The sequence below is a fragment of the Archaeoglobus neptunius genome, assembly GCF_016757965.1.
Taxonomy (GTDB): Archaea; Halobacteriota; Archaeoglobi; order Archaeoglobales; family Archaeoglobaceae; genus Archaeoglobus; species Archaeoglobus neptunius.
This window is the reverse complement of sequence record NZ_JAEKIW010000001.1, coordinates 198,194-216,750: the sequence shown is the minus strand read 5'-3', so window position 1 is coordinate 216,750 and position 18,557 is coordinate 198,194. Positions and strand designations below refer to the sequence as shown.

The 18,557-nt window shown below is 46.4% G+C and carries 17 protein-coding genes; 6 read left to right on the top strand and 11 right to left on the bottom strand.

The genetic code is table 11. The features are described from left to right. Positions 1-191 precede the first annotated feature (191 nt). On the bottom strand, positions 192-2,894 hold the full coding sequence (locus tag JFQ59_RS01175; protein WP_202318561.1) for a cation-translocating P-type ATPase: 2,703 nt from the start codon (positions 2,892-2,894) through the stop codon (positions 192-194). A gap of 245 nt (positions 2,895-3,139) precedes the next feature. Between JFQ59_RS01175 and JFQ59_RS01170 the strand changes: the two genes are divergently transcribed. Next, positions 3,140-4,000: a coiled-coil protein gene (locus JFQ59_RS01170; RefSeq protein WP_202318560.1), complete on the top strand. Its 861-nt coding sequence runs from the start codon at positions 3,140-3,142 to the stop codon at positions 3,998-4,000. Here the strand turns inward: JFQ59_RS01170 and iorB are convergent. Together iorB and JFQ59_RS01160 are read right to left on the bottom strand one after the other, a co-directional pair. Then, the gene (gene iorB / locus JFQ59_RS01165) at positions 3,972-4,577 is read right to left on the bottom strand and encodes an indolepyruvate ferredoxin oxidoreductase subunit beta (RefSeq protein ID WP_202318559.1); all 606 of its coding nucleotides are present in this window, start codon (positions 4,575-4,577) and stop codon (positions 3,972-3,974) included. The genes JFQ59_RS01170 and iorB overlap by 29 nt on opposite strands. A gap of 32 nt (positions 4,578-4,609) precedes the next feature. Continuing rightward, complete coding sequence (locus JFQ59_RS01160; RefSeq protein ID WP_202318558.1) at positions 4,610-6,037, bottom strand: DHH family phosphoesterase; 1,428 nt, start codon at positions 6,035-6,037, stop codon at positions 4,610-4,612. Positions 6,038-6,154: 117 nt separating this feature from the next. On the opposite strand from JFQ59_RS01160, the gene JFQ59_RS01155 reads away from it, so the two are divergent. From JFQ59_RS01155 to JFQ59_RS01140, 4 genes are read left to right on the top strand one after another with little or no spacing between them, the layout of a single operon-like run. Next, positions 6,155-8,104 carry a hypothetical protein gene (locus tag JFQ59_RS01155; protein WP_202318557.1) on the top strand — a complete coding sequence of 650 codons (1,950 nt, stop codon included), beginning with the start codon at positions 6,155-6,157 and terminating at the stop codon, positions 8,102-8,104. Between the two features lie 28 nt (positions 8,105-8,132). Beyond that, positions 8,133-8,840, top strand: coding sequence for a hypothetical protein (locus tag JFQ59_RS01150; RefSeq protein WP_202318556.1), 708 nt, complete (start codon positions 8,133-8,135; stop codon positions 8,838-8,840). Then, a complete protein-coding gene (locus JFQ59_RS01145) occupies positions 8,837-10,309 on the top strand; it encodes a hypothetical protein (protein ID WP_202318555.1) in 1,473 nt (490 codons plus the stop codon). The genes JFQ59_RS01150 and JFQ59_RS01145 overlap by 4 nt, the downstream gene beginning before the upstream one ends. A gap of 4 nt (positions 10,310-10,313) precedes the next feature. Then, positions 10,314-10,850, top strand: coding sequence for an amastin family protein (locus tag JFQ59_RS01140; RefSeq protein ID WP_202318554.1), 537 nt, complete (start codon positions 10,314-10,316; stop codon positions 10,848-10,850). On the opposite strand, the gene hisC is transcribed toward JFQ59_RS01140, so the two are convergent. The 4 genes from hisC to JFQ59_RS01120 are packed head-to-tail and all read right to left on the bottom strand — an operon-like array spanning position 10,842 to position 14,287. Continuing rightward, on the bottom strand, positions 10,842-11,876 hold the full coding sequence (hisC, locus tag JFQ59_RS01135) for a histidinol-phosphate transaminase (protein ID WP_202318553.1): 1,035 nt from the start codon (positions 11,874-11,876) through the stop codon (positions 10,842-10,844). The two genes, JFQ59_RS01140 and hisC, sit on opposite strands and share 9 nt — an antisense overlap. Next, a complete protein-coding gene (locus tag JFQ59_RS01130; protein WP_202318552.1) occupies positions 11,873-12,751 on the bottom strand; it encodes a hypothetical protein in 879 nt (292 codons plus the stop codon). Before JFQ59_RS01130 ends, hisC begins: the two co-directional genes overlap by 4 nt. Next, positions 12,741-13,280, bottom strand: a complete 540-nt coding sequence (locus tag JFQ59_RS01125; RefSeq protein ID WP_202318551.1) for a hypothetical protein — start codon at positions 13,278-13,280, stop codon at positions 12,741-12,743. The genes JFQ59_RS01130 and JFQ59_RS01125 overlap by 11 nt, the downstream gene beginning before the upstream one ends. Continuing rightward, positions 13,277-14,287 (bottom strand): rod shape-determining protein, encoded by a 1,011-nt coding sequence (locus JFQ59_RS01120; RefSeq protein WP_202318550.1) that lies wholly within the window; start codon positions 14,285-14,287, stop codon positions 13,277-13,279. The genes JFQ59_RS01125 and JFQ59_RS01120 overlap by 4 nt, the downstream gene beginning before the upstream one ends. A gap of 73 nt (positions 14,288-14,360) precedes the next feature. On the opposite strand from JFQ59_RS01120, the gene JFQ59_RS01115 reads away from it, so the two are divergent. After that, entirely contained in the window at positions 14,361-14,924 is a 564-nt protein-coding gene (locus JFQ59_RS01115; RefSeq protein ID WP_202318549.1) for a hypothetical protein, read from the top strand. Here the strand turns inward: JFQ59_RS01115 and JFQ59_RS01110 are convergent. Genes JFQ59_RS01110 through JFQ59_RS01095 form a run of 4 tightly spaced genes read right to left on the bottom strand, consistent with a single transcriptional unit; the run spans position 14,901 to position 18,553 of the window. Then, positions 14,901-16,052 (bottom strand): iron-containing alcohol dehydrogenase, encoded by a 1,152-nt coding sequence (locus JFQ59_RS01110; RefSeq protein ID WP_202318548.1) that lies wholly within the window; start codon positions 16,050-16,052, stop codon positions 14,901-14,903. The genes JFQ59_RS01115 and JFQ59_RS01110 overlap by 24 nt on opposite strands. Next, entirely contained in the window at positions 16,045-16,767 is a 723-nt protein-coding gene (locus JFQ59_RS01105; protein WP_202318547.1) for a sulfite exporter TauE/SafE family protein, read from the bottom strand. The genes JFQ59_RS01110 and JFQ59_RS01105 overlap by 8 nt, the downstream gene beginning before the upstream one ends. After that, a complete protein-coding gene (locus JFQ59_RS01100; protein ID WP_202318546.1) occupies positions 16,764-17,630 on the bottom strand; it encodes a 3-hydroxyacyl-CoA dehydrogenase family protein in 867 nt (288 codons plus the stop codon). The genes JFQ59_RS01105 and JFQ59_RS01100 overlap by 4 nt, the downstream gene beginning before the upstream one ends. After that, on the bottom strand, positions 17,627-18,553 hold the full coding sequence (locus JFQ59_RS01095; protein ID WP_202318545.1) for an NAD-dependent epimerase/dehydratase family protein: 927 nt from the start codon (positions 18,551-18,553) through the stop codon (positions 17,627-17,629). The genes JFQ59_RS01100 and JFQ59_RS01095 overlap by 4 nt, the downstream gene beginning before the upstream one ends. Positions 18,554-18,557 lie beyond the last annotated feature (4 nt).

The window sequence follows — 18,557 nt, the reverse complement described above, 5'->3', positions numbered from 1 at the left end:
CATTTGATGAAGTTCGTGGATGAGGGGAAGATAACCAAATGGGCGGTGCCAGACAGATTTGAGATCGTTGACGAGATACCCAAAACCAGTGTTGGAAAGATAGATAAGAAAGTGCTGAGGCAGATGTACACCAATTAATTTTTTATTTATCTTTCTCTAACCAGAGTCCTGGGCCTTGCATTGTTAATCGATTACGATTTTCCGAGTCTCTTTATCAGGAATTTCTCCACTTCAATTACGATAAATCCGGAGGATGCAAGCAGGATTATAGGTATCCACCATTCCGGTGGTATAGCAGTTGTTCTGAAGGGAATCTGCAGTGAAGGAACATAGACTATCATGAGCAGTGTTGCTGCACTTATTGCGACACCTGCCAGTATCCATTTATTGGAGAACGGACTGAATGTCAGAGCGGACTCCGTTATTGATCTAGCAGTGAAGAGGTAGAAGATGTGTACGGCTATCACGGCAGCAAACGCTGCGGTTTGTGCCTGAGTTAGCAGCAGTTCATCACCCGGATTCGAAAGGGCCTTTGCCCCGAAATAGTAATACACGGTAAATCCTGCGATTGCCATCACCACAGCAACGAGTCCGACTTTTCTGAAAAATAGACGGTTTATTATCTGTTCTCCGGGATCACGTGGGGCTTTTTCAAGCAGTCCCTTTTCCCTGGGTTCCATAGCAAGAGGCAGGGCGAGGAATACAGCATCGGCCAGATTTATCCAGAGAATCTGTATTGGTTCTAAAGGAAGGCGCAATGTGAACAGGGGTATGAACGGTGCCAGTATTACCGCCAGCAGCATCATCAACGCTTGTCCACCATTGGTGGGGATGGTGTAAAGAATTATTTTGCGGATATTCTCAAAGATGTGCCTGCCCTCCTCCACAGCATCAACTATGCTGGCAAAGTTATCGTCAGCCAGAATCATGTCCGATGCATCCTTGCTCACATCTGTCCCCATTATACCCATGGCTATCCCTATGTCTGCCACCTTTAAAGCTGGTGCGTCGTTTACGCCATCCCCTGTTACCGCAACGACATGTCCCTTTTTCTGCAGCTGTCTTACTATGCGAAACTTGTGCTCCGGAGAGACCCTTGCATATACACGTACGTCATCCACGATCTCTTGCAATTCTTCATCGTCCATTCTCGATAGCTCCTCACCCGTTACAACTCTATCTTCCTCACCGCAAATTCCCAAATGTTTTGCAATTGCTCTGGCTGTTTGGGCGTGGTCGCCGGTTACCATCACCACCCTGATGCCGGCCCTCCTGCACTTTTCAACCGCCTCCCTTGCCTCCTCTCTCGGCGGGTCTATCATTCCCTGAAATCCAAGAAAGGTCAGATCTTCCAGATCTTCCACGGTAAGTCTGCCCTTTTCCTCAGGAACGATTTTATATGCGAAACCCAGCACCCTGAGAGCATCCTTTGCCATCTCATGTGCAACCTTCAGCATCTCCTCATACATTACCGGTTTAACCCGACCGTTTATCAACTGGTGTTTGCACATCTCAAGAATCCTCTCCGGTGTACCCTTCACATATAGGATATTCCTGCCATCGCCTTTGTGCAGGGTGGCCATGTACTGTCTTTCCGAGTCAAAGGGTATCTCGTCAATTCTCGGATAATTCCTGTCAATTCCAGCTTTCATTGCTGAGACAACCAAAGCCACCTCTGTCGGGTCACCTGTGATCCTGTATTCTCCGTCATCCACAGTCAGACCCGCATCGTTGCACAGAATACCCGCTCTCAGTATTTCGATCAGATCCCCATCCTGCGAGGGATCAATTTTGGTATTGTCCAGGATAAACTCTCCCTCGGGCTCGTACCCAACTCCGGTTACACTGTAGTACTTCCCACCGCTGTATATCTTCACAACTGTCATCTGGTTTTTTGTAAGGGTGCCGGTCTTGTCTGTGCATATAACCGTGGTACAGCCCAACGTTTCCACTGAGGGCAGCTTCTTTATGAGCGCATTTTTGTGTGCCAAAGCAGTCACGCCCAGGGCCAAGGTTATGGTTAAAACAGCCGGCAATCCCTCGGGTATGGCTGCTACAGCCAAAGCTACGGAAGCCATTAGGGAATAGAAGAAGTCATATCCGAACGCGATACCCAGCACGAAGTTGAGGGCAGCTACTGCAAGTGTGGTTATAACTATAATCTTCGTGAATTCCGCCATCTCCCTCATCAGTGGTGTGCTTATTTCCCTTGTTTCCATAACAATTTTAGCAATTTTACCCAGTTCTGTCTGCTCCCCGGTTGCCACCACAATTCCCTTCCCGGAGCCCTGAGTGACGAAAGTTCCGCTGAATGCCATGCAGTGCTGATCTGCAGGGGGCAAATCCGGCTTTTGAATGGGTTCAGTACTTTTCTCCACAGGTATGGACTCTCCCGTAAGTGCCGACTCATCGATGAACAGATTTTTTGCGTAAAACAAGCGTAAATCCGCTGGAACTTTATCGCCACTCTTGAGCAGGACGATGTCGCCCGGAACAAGTTCTTTGGCCAGTATCGACATCTTTTTACCATCCCTCAGCACAGTACAGTAGTGAGGCATCATCATCCCCAGAGATTCTATGGATGACTGGGCCTTTCCCTCAAGGATAAACCCTATAATCGTATTTGCGATAACCACACCCACAATGACTGCTGTATCCGTATATTCTTGGAAGTAAGCAGTAACAAAAGCGGCAACAAGCAGAACGTATATCAGGGGGTTATGAAACTGTAGAAGCAGTCTGGTGATAACTCCGGTCTTCTTGAACTTCAGCTCGTTGTATCCGTACTTTTTTATCCTCACCTCTGCCTCTCTGGTGGTAAGACCGTCACCACTCGATTTCAGAGTTTCAAAAACCCGTTCTACCGGTTGTGCGTACCACTCCGTATCTGACACCTGATATCTCCTCACCTTATCTTCTACAATGATACTTCTCCCATTCTATTTGTGATTTCCCCTTGATCACATTGTTCAGCAGTTTGCAAAACCCGTCCTTGTACCCAAAAGTTTTTTAAAGTTTGTCAGATTCTGTCATAAGTCCCCTGAGTTTCGCAATGTACAAGAGAAAAATTTAAATCCAGTCTTTAACATCCCCAATAAGTGACCTCAGAGTTTTTCAAAAAGAACGCTGTTGTGGGAGCATGATGTTGGAAAAGTTGGAAGAACGGAAGGAACAGCTTGAAAAAGAGCTTCAGGAGTACATAAGGAAGAGGGACGAGCTTAATGCAGCGGCCAGAGAGTATGCGAAGAAAAGGGACGAGCTTAACAAAACCGTCAGAGAAATGCTTGAGGCCACCAAATCGGTAAAGGCCAAAAGAGATGAGTACAACAGGAAGGTGAAGGAAATAAGAGTCAAGAGAAACGAAATTTTCAAGGAAATCGACAAGCTCTATAAAGAAGTTGACAAGCTGCGAAAGAGCATAGACAAGGGCGGGAGACCTCTGGGAGAGATTGAGAAGGAAATAAGAAGGCTCGAATTCAAGCAGCAGACCGCAGTTCTCACGATCGAAAAGGAAAGGGCTCTGGTTGAGAGGATATCAAAGCTTAGAAAGGAGCTTGAAGAGCGTAAAAACCAGCTTGAGAAGCATGAGGAGTTTAAGAAGCTCATATCTAGAATCAGGGAGCTGAAGGACCAGGCAAAAGAGCTTCTTAACGAGCTGAAGGCGTATGCGGAAGAGGCGGACAAGTACCATGAACAGCTCTCCCAGATGTTCAGTGAAATCGATGAGAAAAGGAAGCTTGCAGACGAAATGCACGAAAAGTTCGTTGAAAGCAAGAAGGAGGCTGACAGATGCCACAACGAGACCATAAAATTGAGGAAGGACATCAAGGACCTTGAAAAGGTTATCAAAGCTCTGAAGTCAAAGCAGTTTAAGAGTAAGGAACAGAGAGAGAAAGAGGAGCTTATAAGGAAGGCAAAGCAGATTTACGAAATGTTCAAGAGGGGAGAGAAAATAGAGACAGAGGATTTACTTATACTGCAGAGGGCCGGATTGATTTAGCCGATTCATATCCCATTTTTAATGCATTCAGGTTCAGATCCACGATCCTGTCGCTCATAACCTCTTTTATAACCTCCTCAACATGTTCCAATTCAAATGGCATGTTGAACAGTCCAAGCAGCATTCCCACAACAACCACATTTGTTGCCAGAACGTTCCCGGCCTTCTCCGCAATTTCGGATGCGTCCACGGCTATCACTCTTGGTGTTATCTTTCTCAGCTCCCCTATGATTTCATCGAGTTCTGGATAACTGCCAGTCCCAGAGGTTACAGAGGGAGGAATTATTTTCCTTGTGTTGAGGATAACGAGTGTTTTGCTGTTCAAAAATCTGGAATAGCGCAGAGCTTCTGACGGTTCGAGGGCTATCAAAACATCCGCCCCGCCATCCGGGATGAGGGGGGCCATCACATCACCAATTCTTACATGGACCTCTACACTCCCTCCTCTCTGGGCCATTCCGTGAGTTTCGGCAGTGACAACGTTTAACCCCGCTCTTGCAGCAGCTCTGGCGATAATTCCAGAAGTGGTCAGAGCACCCTGCCCTCCAACACCAACTATGACTATGTTCAGCTTCATTGCTCGCAGTCTGGAGCATTGCATTTAAAAATTTAGCTCTGAACCTCGATGCCGATGGCACCAAGCAACCTCTTCTTTATTGCCCCGGTAATGAGTTTTGCAAGCAACTCCTTCTCGCTTGTTTCTCCAAAAATGCCGAGTGGTATCTGTGCTCCTGCTGCATGTGCATGACCTCCAGCGCTGCCGACATCTCCAAACGCCCTTCTGAGCACCTCACCCATATGGAGCCTCACATCCTTATTTCTGGCAGAGATGTACACTGTATCTTTCACAACACCGAATACAACCACTGTCGAGATCCCTTCAAGCCTCAGCAAAAAGTCTGCAGCCTGAGGGAGCGCATCCCTGTCGTTTATGAATCCGGCAAAACTCAACAGGAAGCTGGAGTAAACCTGCCGGTTTTTGATCGCAGTACCCAGAATGTCCAGGGTTTCGGTTGATATTGCGGGTCCTTCGATCTTTTCGATCAGTTCGTGATCAACAAAGGGATACAGAAAGGCAGATGCGAGAAAATCAGCAGTTCTGGTGTTCCTCTTGAACTCGTCGGTTTCACTTTTTATTCCAAAAAACAGAGCTGTTGCAAGGATTTTGCTTGGAACGATTTTAAGCTCTTTAATGTACTCAGTCATAATCGTAGCGGTTGATCCCACATCGTCCCTGAGGTCTATGAACTCGGCAACCACCTTCTCTGCCGGATGGTGATCTATAACAATTGCAATGTCAAGATGTGGCGGTATCGAGTTGTTCACTCCCGGTCCTGAGCTGTCAACGATTGCAAAGGCATCATATTCGTTCAGATCAATTTCATCCGCTCTGGTCATCGGGATCTCCAGTATGTTTACCATGGCCCTGTTTTTCTGATGGAGTATTTCACCGTAATAAAGGATGTCTGCATTAACTTCGAAATGCTTTGCAATCTCCCGCAGAGCGTAAGCGGAAGACATGGAGTCAGGGTCGGGGTTATCGTGAGTGAATATGCCCAGCTTTTTACCCTTCAGCGATTCCAGAATTCTCTTGAGTTTTTCCAGCCTCTTGTAAGTTTCCATTTTCTTGATCTTTTCAAGGAACGTCAGCTTTATTGCGTCAGAAACGAGAATTATCAGATTTGCTCCGGCATCCTCAAATTCGTCTTTGAGCTTTTGTGATCCGGCGCGAACAATGATGTAAGCTTCTTTTGAAATCTTTCTTATTGCTCTCACGATCTCAAGATTTCTACTGTCGTCACTCCCCGTGATAAGAATTGCGGATAGTTTTTCGAAGTCAAGCGATTTGTAGAGCGAAACATCTACTGGATCGGCTATAATTGCATCAAATCCCTCATCCTCCAGCAATTCGATCTTCTCCTTGGACGTGTCGACTGCGAGCACGCTTTTTCCTGCAGCGGTGAGTTCTCTTACAAGCCCCACCCCTGCTGCCTCGCATCCGATTATTATATATTCGTACTTACCATTTTCGGCCATTTCAGAATCACAATAGAAACGTAGTATTAAACGTTTCTGGTGCTGGATTATATACTTTATGTTGTAAGTATTCAAGAGTTCGAAAAATTTTTATATATGGTTATTACCATTACGAGCATGTTTGGTTGGAGATTCGCAGAAATGGGGACAGGAGCTGTGATTATAGTGCTTATAATTACTATCATTAACACTTCAGCCGCACCGCTTGAGGTCAGCGTGGATGAGGTGATCAACAGTACGGTTGATGTCAGTTCCATAGTTAATGGTGAGGCAACCTTCACGTACAGCACCAACACCACTGGCGTTGTTAACATAACCAACAGTGCGGGAGAGAGCATTTACGACGTGTGGGTATCGCTTGACCTCCAGAACAATATCACCAAGTGCACGGAGATAAACCCGCCTGCAGGAGTATACCTTACAGGAAACGTGGGCGATATTCCGTCCAAGGTCAGAAAGGTTTTGAATACCGCAAATGCGAACTGTTTCGTTCACATCCCTGTTCTTAAAAATGGGGAGAGTGTTGAGTTGAAATATGACGTTGATGATCAGGGAATGGGCATAGATAAAGGTTCACCGTTCAACTTTTCAGAAAAATTCGATCCGGCAAAAATACCATCAAGAGGAGAATACACGTGGACTGTTTACTTCAACGTGTCGATAAACCAGAGCTGGTTTAACCTGATCGGCGTATCCAGCCCAAGCGTTACGGTAAATGTGACAAAATACCTGAGCAACGAAAGTACGAACTTCGGAGATGATAACTGGAAGTCGCTCGGTCCAATAACAAGCTGTCAGATCCTCACCGGGCAGAGCGTCTGCAATCTTTTCGATGGCGATTTTGTGGCCAGTACTCAGAATGATGCGTTCTATACGGGAGATGTGACCCTAACTTCTTCGTCAGCATACCTGAATACAACGTTCCAGGTTAGCGGTAACTATTCATCGGCCACCGCATTCCAGTACCGCCTTGCACCCTTTGGCTTTGCAGTTCTGAAATTCGGATTTGACGGTAGTGTTAGCGGCACAAAGGTCGTTGACGTCTTTGCTTTCGGTAATGCAAGTGTTGCGGTGAACAAGAGTGGCCCCTTCAGCGGGAACATCTGGAAAGCGAACGTGACGGTGACCAGCAAGACGACAGGCAATCTCGTGTATGTTCTGACCAACGTCACCGTCTGGGCAACTCAGCAGGGAAGCTTCTCCAGCTATGTGCAGAATAGCAACTTCGCAGACACGAACTGCAGCGGTGGCACGGCTCTCGACGGATCGAATGTAATCTGTGGTTATGAGCCGAATCAGCAACTGGATGCATCAAACCCATCCTACAAGACCGGTGACATGGTCTTCACGTATAACCAGGTTCCTGTAGTCTGGGCAAATGCCACCTTCAAGCTAGTCAGGGGAACCAATGGCTGGGATACAGTTAGCAGCACAAACCACAGCATAAATACCACGTATGGCTCAAATTTCATCGTTATAGAAAAGATATATGTTATAGGAAGTTATCTGGTTAAGGTCACAAAGTATGTCAGGGAAAACAGCACCGCCGGTAATAACGTGTTTGATGTGAAACTCGTCGTTGAGAATCTGGGTGGAGAGAAATCGCCTTTCGTGTATGTGTATGACATGATACCCGCAAACTTCCAGAGGTTGGTTGGAGATAACGACTGGACAACACTCGGGGATTCAGAGTGGGTCAATGATCCAGCCATGCTGGCCGGTGCTCCAACCGTTATAACAAGTCCGATGAGCGGGTACGATGAGGGTTACGTATGGAGACTTAACCCTCTGGAGCCGGGTGCCAATGGCGATGGGGTGGCAAGCAGTGATGAGCTGAGCAGCCACAAAGCGGTGGTTGTGTTCTATCAGATACAGGGCAGCGGAGATTTCAAGGTTCTGGATGCCTTCATTGTGGGTATTGACCCAATGCTGTCGGTGAATGAGCAGACATCACCGAAAATAACCGTTGTCAGCGGTTCAGCCTCATCAAGCTACGAGTCAGTCATGGCTATCGGCACAGCGATAACAGGACTTCTGGCACTGGTGAGTTACAGAAAAAGAAGTTAATTTTTTAAAATTTCACCCTCTTTTTAACATGATGCGGAAACTGGCAGTGCTGCTCCTAGTGCTTATCGCAATACCTGCTGTTCAGGCTAGCAGCGTGGAGGAAATCTCGAATTTTAAAATCACGGTAAAGATCGACGGGACAGCCCATGTCAGATATGATATCACGATAAAGAACCTAATAGACAAACCGGTTGTTCCCGGAATTGGAGAGATAAGGTTGCAAAAAGTTCAACCACTAAAGATAGGTTTTCTTTCATTACCATTTACTGAAGAGAGAGTTCCGGTAAAGGTCAGAAATCTCAAAGTGTACTCGGAAGGTAAGGAATTCAAGTCCAGTGTGGAGGATAGGGGAGACTACACCACCATAGTTTATGAAATCTGGTATCCGATTGAACCCCATAAAAGCCTGAACTTCACTGTCGAGTACGATGCTGACATTGTGGACTCCGGAATTCTCTTCAAGAGTGTAACGATACCCGTCGGTGCTGATACGAACATCAGAAAACTGGAGATAAACGTGGACTCGAGCTGGAAACTTTGCTATACGGAACCAAAATCTTCGGGCAGCAATCCCCTCTGGACTGGCAGCATTCCAGCGGGTGGAATAGCCTTTTACACTGCTGAATTCTCCATACTGCCACTTCCAATGCTTCCTGTCAGGGGATACATAGCGTTCTGGGGAACTCTGCTGTTTTTGTTTGCCATCTCTGCAATTGCAGGGCTGAAACGAAAATGAGGGCTGTTTACCTCGCTTTGATGATCTTAATTCTCTCCATTACGGAGGTCTCTTCCTGTATTTACGAATACAGGGATGTTCTGTTCTATCCAAATCAGACTCAGGAGGTTGGCAAGGACTGGATTGTGGTTAATTTCACCAACAGCAATCCTTTTCCACTTTATGATATCGAACTGAGCTACAGGGGAGAGACTGTTTACATACCAAGCGTCAGACCAGGAGAGAATCTAAAAATAGATCCGTACAAAACCTTATCTCCATCTCCTTTCCCGTTGAGAATTGATGCCGATGTAGTGGGACACAACATTACGTACACAGTTTTCAACGATTATTCCCGTTCAGTTGATGTGAATATCACAATTCCGACCTTCACCGGTTTTGAAGGATGTGACGATTGCAGAGTGACCGAATCGATATTTTTCAACAAAACCATACCTCCTCACGGCAAATCGAAATTCACTATCTTTATCAACACCAGCAGCTTCAGGATACCTGATGGCAAGATCCACTTCCAGATTGAGGATGTCATTCCGGTCAGGTACGGGGTTGATGTGCAGATATCCGTGGAAAAGGAGAAGAGAGGTGGCGAATGGTATGCTGACTTTAAGTTGAAAAACAATCTGAGCAGAGATGTTAATGTGAGCTTCGAGGCATGGTATGTTCTCAGGATTGACGATCATACCTACTCCAACAAAACCGAGCTATTTAATGAAACCGTATTTTTGAAATCGGGAGAAATGAAGTCTTTTTCATCCTCAGTAGTGACTGACAAAATACCCGTATTTTATATGAGGGCGAGGGCCAGGCTTTCCGGAACATGTAAGGTGTACATTAAGCCTGTGACAGGTGTGGGAAACGACTACATTGTTGGTTACGCAGTTTTGAAAGGTTTTACAAATTCGGGTAGAGTTGGCGGTGGAGGTGGTGCTGCCAGTTCAGTCGGTGCAGGAGCGGTTGCTGGTGCTAACGCAGAAGGTAAGGGCAGGGCCGGTGGAGGTGAGACCGGGACATCTCCTCGGGTTCCCTCATTACAACCCCTTCCCGTTTCCATAAACCTGCCATCTCCAGCCATACCTGAAATAACGCTGGAGGAGGCAAGAGGATACGTTGCGACGATGCTTCCGGCATCTTACGGCCTGTTCTTCGCCATGGTCCTGTTCCCGCTTATGACAAGAAGGGGTGTTGTTGTTGGTAACGACATGATCACACCCCACAGATATGCCTTGCTAAGGGCATACGGAAGAAGGCTCTACTCCACACCCTCAAACGCATTTCCGGGTGGTATAATCATAACTCCGGATGAAAAGCTTGTTGAAAGATTTATGAATCTCGGTATCAGCAGAAAAGATGCGGAATGCATAGCAGCGGCTATCAAACTTAAAAAACCTCTGGTAACTTCAAACAGAGAGGTCGCTGAGATTGCAGCCAACAACGGTTGTATAATCCTGTTTGTTGGTGGAAGGATGTGAGAAAATGGACGAGTTTGAAATAGCCCTTGAAGAACTGGTTAGGGAGGTAAGAAGAAGAGATACCATAGCTGCGATTCTCATCTCGACAGCATTCGTTCTGTTTGGATTTCTTGCTCTGATTCTCCTCGACGTGATAAGGCTCACTGAATTCGTGAAAGGCGTTGTTGCGATTGTTACGCTCATAGCAACATGGGCCATGATGGCCGCAGGGGTTTACATTCTGCTCTCCATGCCGCTACCAGAGATGCCTTTGAGGATAGTTGCGGACTCGAAAGGTGCAGTAGAACTCATGAAAAAAAATTATGGTGGAAAGGTGTATGTTACGAGACAGAACTACAGAAAGCTGCCCCCTAAAGCCGGGGCCATGATGAATCTTGAGATAGTGGATGTTCCTTCCAAGGAGGTGGAAAAGTATCTTGACCATGGTATTGAGATGGCCGAGAGTATTGCAGCAGCAAAGATTCTCAGGGCAAAGGTGGTGAGCGACAGGAAGGGGAAGATTGACGGTGTGGAAGTTGTGAGAGCCGAGGATTTATTCTAACTCTCTGAGCACCTTCAGCAACCTGTTGTTTTCTTCTTTTCTGCCCACCGTTATTCGAATATGTGTACCATCGAGACCCATAATGCCCGCATCCCTGACGATTATCCCCTTCTCACCCAGTCTTTCGACTATATCCTTCTCACCCTCAACCTTCACCAGAATAAAATTTGCCTCAGATGGGTAGGGCTTTAACCATTCGATTTTTTTAAGTTCATGGTAAAGTCTGTCTCTTTCTGAAACGATTTTCATCCTCACAGTCTCGTAGTAATCTCTGGAGTTTATAGCTGCAATTGCAGTTTTCGCTGCCGGATAACTGATTGCGAAGGGAAGTCTGACCTTTTCAATGGCATCTGCGAGATCGGTACTGCAGACAGCATAACCAATTCGCATTCCTGCGAGTCCAAAGTACTTGGAAAAGCTTCTCAGAACTATCAGATTCTCGTAATCTTTCACCAGTTCAACATGACTTTCCCCTGAAAATTCAGTGTAGGCCTCATCAAGGACAACGTATTCTGAGCTTTCGATCACACCCCTGATTACCTTTTCATTTATACAGTTCCCCGTGGGATTGTTTGGAGAGCAGAGAAAGACGAGTTTTGGATTTTCCTCTGCAATTCTGTCAGCATCAATATCGTAGCGTTCAAAAACCGGAAAACTTATGGATGCGCTCCTCAGCATGGCGTAAATTGCGTAAAGGGTGTAAGAGGGCATTGGAATCACGACCCTGTCCAGCTCCTCAATGATGATGTTGCAAACTGCCTGAATGAGCTCAGATGCCCCGCAACCAACAGCGATGCACTCGACCGGGAATTTTATGTATGATGAGATGGCTTCCTTCAGTTCGTGGTAGTCTGCCTTTGGATAGCGGGCTATCATGTCAAGAGATTCCATGTAAGCCTTTCTCACAGCCTCGCTGGGACCGTACGGATTCTCGTTTGAACCCATCTGTATAACGTCGGGGTAAGAGAAGTCCTCGGGAAATTTTCCCGGATCGTATTTGTTTATGAACCTCACAACCTCCCTCAACCCACCACCCTGCATATATCTCCGAGCAGCCTCATTGCATTTAGGTCTCTGAAAAAGGGATCTGAGAGTACCACATGGTCCGTTACTTTAAGTAGCTCTTTCAGCCTTAAGATGAATGATTCAAGATCCCCGCAGATTGTAAAGTTGTTGAGCAGAAAATCCCTGTGCTTGAAAAGAGCGTCCGAAGTCTCGCAATCTCTGATACTTCTACCTGCCTCTCTTAGGCTTATGAGCTCTGTCAGATTCGCCTTTGAAATCTCCTGTTCCAGATTCTCAAATCCAAACTCCGATATAAGCCTTTTACTACCCAGAAAAACTATGGATGCAGCTATAAGGAGGTCCTCCTCGTTCTCACTCGGTGTTATCAGAGCCGGACCGTACGAAGCTTTGAACACATCTTTTACGAGATACCGTCTAAGCCAGTTAACGAATTCGGGATTGACCGAATTGAAAAGAACACCGTCTGTAGATGATGAAAGTCTGACGGTTCCGGGGGATCCAGCACCTACTACAAGATACGGCACACTGCTTCTCAGCTCTTCAATGCACCTTTTGAGTCTTTTAAAAGCGGTCTGAGGTTTGTCAGCCCTACCCGCTCCCAGACCGAGAACGTATCTCTCTCCGTATTTAGCGCACAGATCTTTCAGTCTCTCTACAATTTCATCACATCTCCTCTGGGCCGAAATAACCCCAAACCCGATATTTATCCGCACTTCTTTGCTTATTATTTCAGCGACCTCAAAAGGGTCATCGAAACCTTCAAACTCTCCGATCCAGATTATTTTTACTCCGGAACTCTCTGCGATCCTGGCTCTCGCTGCAATCTCACTTCTGCTTAAATCACCGTTGATATTGAGCCCAACCCTACCAGTCAAGAAGTTTTTTAACCCCTGCCTTTTTTGGCAGTTTTTCCTCATCTCTCACCACTTGGTCTTCAACAACCTTATCGGTGGTCGTTTTCGGCCTGTACCCCAGTCTATCACCGTAAAGCTCGACCACGAACTTTGCTGCAATTTTGGCAAGATCATACATCTTCGCCTCAGTGAGCTCTCTGAATTCCGTCCTTCTTCTGTCTTTCCTTTTGTCCACATAATACAGGCAAAATATGCACCTGTATGGGGATATCGGGACTGGTTCCTTATCAGAAAAAACGTCCTCAAAGGTTTCGATTGCGCAGTAAGCTCCATCGCTGAACTTGCAGAATCTCACCCGTTCTTCGGCAACCTCTTTGGCCACTCTGAGCAACTCACCTAACTCTCCTGTGGTCTCAGTCTTCTTCTGTTTCCTGTAGAAATACCATTCAAGAAGGAGGTAAACAAATTCTGATGGAGACACTTTGGCCTCCTCACATTTTTTCAGAAGTATTTTCTCCATATCTGGTGGAATATCGACCGTAATCTTCATTTTTTACTTTTCCTCCCTTTTTTAACTTCTTTATCACCCGCATCCAGTATTTCCACGTCACTCTCTTCCTTTCGTTCGGCATTCTCACCAGCCATCGCTTTCGCAAGCAGGTAGTATCCAACGGAGTTTGCCCTCAGCGGGTCGTCAGGCCTCTTTATCTCACCGATGTCCGCAAAACTGTCCTGAAACATCTCGTAAACACCGGGAAGGAGACTTCCACCGCCTGTGATCGTGAAGTTCTCTATCAGCATGGTTGACAGTCCCTCCAGCACGAGCTTTACCCTGTTCGCAATTCTCTCGACCCATGAGCTGAGAAGCTTCTCATATTCAGGCATAATTTCATCTCTGCTTACACTGACCTTTTTGCCACCTCTGATCCTTCCTATTTCGAAACCTTCCGTCGTGAGAAGCTTTGTCATTTCCTCGGGAGTGATGCTGATTCCAACTCTGTTTCTAACGGCGACCTCGAGATTCTCGTACAGCTTGTCGACCCCCATGAGCATCGTATCGCCCTTAAGAAACTCCATGTCTGCTATGACGAGCACATCGGTCGTTCCGAACCCTATGTCCACACACACTCCCGTTTCAATGCCCATGTATGCCATCGTACCAACCGGTTCGGGGAAAATCAGCACCTGCGCCTTCAGTTCCGTCTCCATCTCTTTTTTCAACTCTTCTCTCTCCTTTCGCGACGATTTTACAGGCAAACCCGTTGCTATTATGGCACCTTCCTTACTCCCGATCTTTTTCAACCCGTATCTGGCAAGCTCAAGGTAGGATTCATGAAGAACCCTGCCCTCATAGAGGGGTCTCAGAACCTCAACGTTCTCCATAGACTGGACGATTGAAAGCGCCTCGTCACCAACGTAAACACTTTTGGTCTCCCCCTTCAGGCTCCAGTCTTTCTCTTCACCGTAAGCAACAATTGAAGGATAAACAAGCACGTTTCTTCCATCTGCGGTTATTTTTGTGTAATTCGTCCCAATATCAACGCCAATCGGATGCATGAGATAAGTCCGGTGGTGATATATAAAACATTTATTGGAGTTACATTTTTAAAATTTGGCCAGAAGAAATTATATGGTTAAAACGAGAATACACACAACTATTTCTCAAGAAACATTCAGAAAGATCGAGGAACTGAAAAAAGAATACAAGACCCTAAGCAACATCATAGAAAGAGCAGTTGATATCCTTTACAACTCAGCATACACCGCCAGTGTTGGAGAGGAAGACATTCTCCTGCTGAATTTCGTCAGAGACCTGAATTTCACCCTCTGTGCCAAGGACCACTATACAGCCCTCGCAGAGGGGGACACAGAGAGAGCAGTTAAGGAGAGTATGATAGAGATGGCTGTAAAATACATTTCGAAAAAACCGATAAGCGACCTGAGTTTCGAAGAACTTCTTGATAACGTCTGCAAACTCTGGAAGCTTCTGAACAGGGCAGAACATGTTGAAGTTGAGAGGCTGGGTGGAAGGATTAACTTCGTCTTCTACCACGATATGAGGAGTATCAGGGTATCGGAAATACACCTCAATCTGCTGAAGCTCCTGTTCGAGAAATACTACAGCGATAAATATGATATGGATGTTGAGACTGTTACCGTTAACGGCTTTTCAGTTGTTTTCAGCCGAAAGTAGACCGTAAACTGCCTTTCTGACAAGTTCAAACATATCCTCTTTTCTCACAGTTCTTGGATTCCTTGAAACATGCTTTTCGCTGAGAAATATCCTCTCCACGATGTCTGAAACGTCCTCTTCTCCAGCACCCAGATCTGACAGTTTCAATGGCATGTTAAGATCTCTGAGAAGATTTGCGAACTCCAATCCCGCCTGAAATGCTGCGTCTCTTGTATGCCTGACGTTCGAGCCCAAAAGCCGGGCGATTCTGGCGTGTTTTTTGAGATCACTTATCGCATTGTACTGCAGCACGTATGGCATTGTGACCCCCACACTGGCGCCGTGGGGAAGATTGTGGATGTGGCTGTGCGCATAACCCAGAGCGTGTCCAAGACCGGTTCCAGCGTTGTTAAAGGCTATTCCTGCAAGAAGTGCCGCATACGACATCCCAGTCCGTGCTTTTAGATTATCACCATTTGCAAAAGCCTCTCTGAGCGCATTTGAACCTGTTTTTATCGCCTTCTCTGCCAGAACGTCTGAAATCGGACTTGCGTATCTGGAGGTGTACGCCTCGATTGCATGGCAGATAGCATCGATTCCGGAACTCGCTGTGACTTCTGGTGGAGCAGACACCGTCAAAACTGGATCAACGATGGCAACATCTGCGTAGAGTGAGGGGCTGTCAAACACGTATTTTACCTCTCTGCCCGGAATTTTGAAAACTGCGAGCTTGGTCACCTCTGAACCTGTTCCGGCTGTTGTTGGAACAAGAATGAGTTTTGCCTTTCTGCCGGATACGTCTCTCCCAACAAGTCTCTCCGGATCTCCGTCTTTTCCAGTCACCGCAGCCAACTTAGCAACATCGAGGGTGCTTCCACCACCAACTCCCACCACTGTATCGAAATCGAACTGGCTGACAAACTCCTTTACCACATCAATTTCCGGCTCAGCAGTTACACCACTCCACAGTTCGCAATTCAGACCCGATCTGTTCAGAATCTCACACACTTTTTCTCCCGTTTCCCTCAACGCCCTGTCGGTAACAACGGCGACCCTTCTTCCTTTTAACATCTTTACCTCATCGGACAGCCTTTCGAGAGATCCGCACCCAAAAACAATCCTCACACATTCAAATGAGAAGCTATCCAATCAAACCACCTCCGTATCTTGCTATCAGAATGATGGAGGAGAGCATAACTGCCAGAAGCATAATCTTCCTTAAATTTTCTCCGTCAAGCTTTCCGAGAATCTGTTTACCAACCAAGTACGAGGCACATACAAAAGGTGCGAGTATGGCGAACTTTACCAGCGTTTTTGCAGTCAGATATCCTGAAAACAGGTAGGCAAGGAGCGTAACGGTATCGATTACGAGAAGATACGTTATCATGAAACTCCTTATAAATTCTGCTCTGTATCCCTGACTTGTGAGTGCAAGCACAATTTGCGGTCCGTTTACCCCAGTAAGCACACCCATAATCCCACTAACAAAACCGAGTCCAAGGAATAGATTTTTGCTGTTCCTTACCCTGAAGGTAAATCCTGAAAGCATTAGAACTGCAAGCACCGCCATCCCCGCTCCTATCGTCAGACCGATTAATTCCTGAGATGCGATTCCGAAGAAGAATATTCCAGCGCCGATTCCGGAAAGACCACCCAGATACACCTCTTTAAGCTTGAAATTCAACTTTTCATTAAACACAAAAATCAGGTTTACGAAAGATTCAAGCAGGATGATAAGAACCACGGCCTCTTTTGGAGGTACGATATTCGAGAAAATTGGTGAGAGAAGAATGGCGCTGCCGAATCCGGTGACAACTCTCACCGTGAAGGCGGCGAATGTAAGAACTGCCATGATTGCCATCATTTCAGATCGAGACACCCCATCAGCGCCAGTATCCTTTTTATCCTTTCTTCATATGCCGATTCAAAGTCCCGGTATTGGTAAATCCCTCTGCCTGTTTTCACTCCAAGTTCTCCTTTCTGTACCTTCTCCAGAAGCCAGTTTGAGGGTCTGTACTTTTCATCCCCGTATCTTTCGTATAAGTACTGGGAGGCAAAGTGCACAACATCAAGGCCTATGTGATCCAGGTTTCCTAGAGGGCCAAAAAGTGTATACAGGATGCCAAGATGATACTTCCAGACACTGTCAATGTCTTCAAAGCTCACACCCTCTTCGATCATCCTGCTAGACTCGCTGAGTACAGCAGCGTTAAATCTGTTGACAAGAGATCGGTTTCTGCAGTAGACGACTTTTTTTCCCATATTTCGCAGCATGCCATCTACGAATCTGACGGTTTCATTATCAGTGTAGCTGGAAAGAATGATCTCCACCAGTGGCATAATGTGGGGTGGATTCATCCAGTGTACGCCAAGAAACCTCTCTTTGCTTTCCAGCCTTTCAGCAATATCGTCAATTACTATCACCGAAGTGTTGGAGCAGATCGGTGATTCTGTGAGCTTCTCTATCTTTCGCAGAAGCTCGACCTTAACCTCCAGATTCTCAAAAACGGACTCCACAACAACATCGCACCCTTTAACGTCCTCCAGACTGGTTGTGAATTCGATTTTCCCCTTCACCTCTGCCTTTTCGGCAATTCCCGTTATGATCTTACGGGCATTTTCCAGTGCCTGCTCGCTGATGTCATAGACAAGAACATCGTACCTTCTGGCAAGATCTACTGCAATTCCCTGCCCCATCAATCCTGCTCCGGCAACAAACGCCCTCAAACTCCCACCTCCAGAGTCTTTAAGTGATCCCTTACGATCTTTTCCGGACTATCCCATCTGATCTCCCATCCAAGCTCCTCGTTTTTTCTGTATCTGTCAAGTATTCCGGATTTTTCTGCCATAAGAGTCATGAATGTCCAGGTTTCTGCAATTCTCTTCTCCTCCTCGCCGTAATCGTAAACAGGCTCAAATTCAGGGTAAAAATTCTTTACCGCCCTGACCATCTGCTCGATTGACAGAGCGATACCTCCAGCATTGAATAACGGGCTCGAGACGATGTTTTTCTCGTAAAATTTTACAATAAAATCTGCAGCATCCCTGACGTACAGGACTGGTAGTCTGGTTTCAGGCGGGAGTCTTATTACGGGACTTCTTCCAAAAAAGACGTCGTCAATGAAGGAAGAGAATGTAACACTCGCTCCCATTCCACCTCTGAACGGGCCAATGAGGATCGGGAACCTTACCGCTCTGAAGTCGAGGCCGTACGTATAATTGTAGTAGCAACCTACAATCTCCGAACATGCTTTGGTAGCACCGTAGAATGTTGTGGGATCCCGAAATGAGTATTCATTCAGGGGTTGCTGACTTTTCGGTCCGTAAACCGAATGACTGCTTGTGAATACAATTTTTTCGACGTCAAACAGTCTACACGCTTCTAAAACGTTAAGTGTCCCCTCTACATTTGTCCTAAAGGTGTCAGCATGGCTTTTTTCAGCCTTCACTGAAAGTTCCGCAGCGGCATGAACCACTCCTTCAATGTCGTGGTTTTTAAAAACCCGGACAATATCGGGCCACGAAGTCACACTTCCGAACTCGAATACGCCCTTTTTCGGCCTCTTCAGGTCGAGTATGACCACCTCTCTAAATCTTTCGGCTATGAACCTGCCGAGAAATCCGGAACCGCCAGTTATAAGTACTGCCATTTCA

What these genes read in the sequence shown, in the direction of transcription:
- JFQ59_RS01160 (WP_202318558.1), bottom strand. Translation starts at nt 6,037, where the DNA reads ATGGCCGAAAATGGTAAGTACGAATATATAATAATCGGATGCGAGGCA.
- JFQ59_RS01155 (WP_202318557.1), top strand. Translation starts at nt 6,155, where the DNA reads ATGTTTGGTTGGAGATTCGCAGAAATGGGGACAGGAGCTGTGATTATA.
- JFQ59_RS01145 (WP_202318555.1), top strand. Translation starts at nt 8,837, where the DNA reads ATGAGGGCTGTTTACCTCGCTTTGATGATCTTAATTCTCTCCATTACG.
- JFQ59_RS01125 (WP_202318551.1), bottom strand. Translation starts at nt 13,280, where the DNA reads ATGAAGATTACGGTCGATATTCCACCAGATATGGAGAAAATACTTCTG.
- JFQ59_RS01140 (WP_202318554.1), top strand. Translation starts at nt 10,314, where the DNA reads ATGGACGAGTTTGAAATAGCCCTTGAAGAACTGGTTAGGGAGGTAAGA.
- JFQ59_RS01170 (WP_202318560.1), top strand. Translation starts at nt 3,140, where the DNA reads ATGATGTTGGAAAAGTTGGAAGAACGGAAGGAACAGCTTGAAAAAGAG.
- JFQ59_RS01095 (WP_202318545.1), bottom strand. Translation starts at nt 18,553, where the DNA reads ATGGCAGTACTTATAACTGGCGGTTCCGGATTTCTCGGCAGGTTCATA.
- JFQ59_RS01120 (WP_202318550.1), bottom strand. Translation starts at nt 14,287, where the DNA reads ATGCATCCGATTGGCGTTGATATTGGGACGAATTACACAAAAATAACC.
- iorB (WP_202318559.1), bottom strand. Translation starts at nt 4,577, where the DNA reads ATGAAGCTGAACATAGTCATAGTTGGTGTTGGAGGGCAGGGTGCTCTG.
- JFQ59_RS01105 (WP_202318547.1), bottom strand. Translation starts at nt 16,767, where the DNA reads ATGATGGCAATCATGGCAGTTCTTACATTCGCCGCCTTCACGGTGAGA.
- JFQ59_RS01150 (WP_202318556.1), top strand. Translation starts at nt 8,133, where the DNA reads ATGATGCGGAAACTGGCAGTGCTGCTCCTAGTGCTTATCGCAATACCT.
- JFQ59_RS01115 (WP_202318549.1), top strand. Translation starts at nt 14,361, where the DNA reads ATGGTTAAAACGAGAATACACACAACTATTTCTCAAGAAACATTCAGA.